We start from the raw sequence: 1,321 nt of genomic DNA on the forward strand, positions 1-1,321 counted from the left end.
AAATCGCAATTCCTCTTTAAACTGGAACAGTAAGTCGTTTGATGTTCCTGCGTTTTTAAGAAAGAAGTAGTGCAAGAAAGAAGGTTTTGGCTCTTGAAATCTGAGCCAGCAGATTTCGCCTGGGGTGATATGCTTGCGGTGCGTGTCATCAAGTGGGATGGTGTGAAGAATTGTCAAGCCCAAAGTAATTTAAAAGCTGCATCGGTTGGGGATTTTGCTTTTTTTTATCACACAGGTACAGAGAAAGCTATAAGGGGAATAGTGAAGGTTTGCAGGGAGTTCTACATACCTGAAAATGATAGGTTTGGGTGTATTGATGTTGAGTTCCACAGTGCTTTGAAGCGTAGTATAAGTTTGCGGGAAATGAAGTCAGTTGAGTCTTTAAGCAGTATGGCGATACTAAAACAACCTAGACTTTCGGTCTCCGAAGTTGCTCCAGCTGAATGGGATACAATAATAGAGATGTCAAATCAATGATTCAACATGCCTGTAGAAGTCAGCACTATTGATGGGAAATGGTACCGTCTTATAAGGAAGCCTAAGACTACGTCACAAGAAATAGTGTCGTTTGCTTTACGCGAGCTTGAGGTAGATAAGTACAATCCCATTGTTTCTGTTGTTCTTGCACATGATGCTCTTCTGTTAGAGCTAAATCACAAATATAGAAACATCAACAAACCTACAAACGTTCTATCCTTCAACTATGAGGCTCTGTCGCCCAATTGTTGTTTAGGTGAAATATTTTTATCCATAGATAGGATTACGTACGAGTCAAAAACCTTAGGAGTAGAGATCCATGCTCATTTTACTCACATGTTAATACATGGGGTGTTGCATATATTGGGTTACGATCATGAAGTTCCCGAAGATGCCAAAGAAATGCAAGCCCTTGAAATTGATTTGTTGAGTAAGCGATCTATAGAAAACCCGTATTTAATACAGGAAAACTATCAAAGCAACCTGACAAAAAACTCTGGCATTATTGCATAAGCATTTATGATGCACAGGATAGGGTATCGAGAAATATTAGTTTATTGCATAGCAAGATACTCAGTATCACTATGATAAGCTTACATCACCTGACTGCAGTGACTATGCCGATATGTACCATATCATCCAAAATTTTTTCCAATTAGAAGAAAACTGAAGAACTTCCAAGTGAGATTATAAACGTATTACATCACCAGCAGAATCTTTCATATTTGATTATCTCCACTAAAATACCTAAACCTGCAAGAAGTATAAAGATGCTGAAGAAGCTGAGTAATGTGAGTCTTTAAGTGCCGTTGTGCAATATTTAACACTGCTAAGGTAACAGCCT

Annotated in this window: 2 protein-coding genes; both read left to right on the forward strand. The window is 38.4% G+C overall.

Annotation, left to right across the window (positions count from 1 at the left end; all coding sequences use genetic code 11):
- The first annotated feature begins 69 nt into the window (after window positions 1-69).
- The gene (locus KPX09_RS05285) at window positions 70-477 is read left to right on the forward strand and encodes an EVE domain-containing protein (protein ID WP_249549305.1); all 408 of its coding nucleotides are present in this window, start codon (window positions 70-72) and stop codon (window positions 475-477) included.
- Window positions 478-483: 6 nt separating this feature from the next.
- Window positions 484-990, forward strand: coding sequence for an rRNA maturation RNase YbeY (gene ybeY / locus KPX09_RS05290; protein ID WP_249549306.1), 507 nt, complete (start codon window positions 484-486; stop codon window positions 988-990).
- The last annotated feature ends 331 nt before the right edge of the window (window positions 991-1,321 follow it).

It is taken from the genome of Anaplasma phagocytophilum, assembly GCF_023476575.1.
Lineage (GTDB): Bacteria > Pseudomonadota > Alphaproteobacteria > Rickettsiales > Anaplasmataceae > Anaplasma > Anaplasma phagocytophilum_A.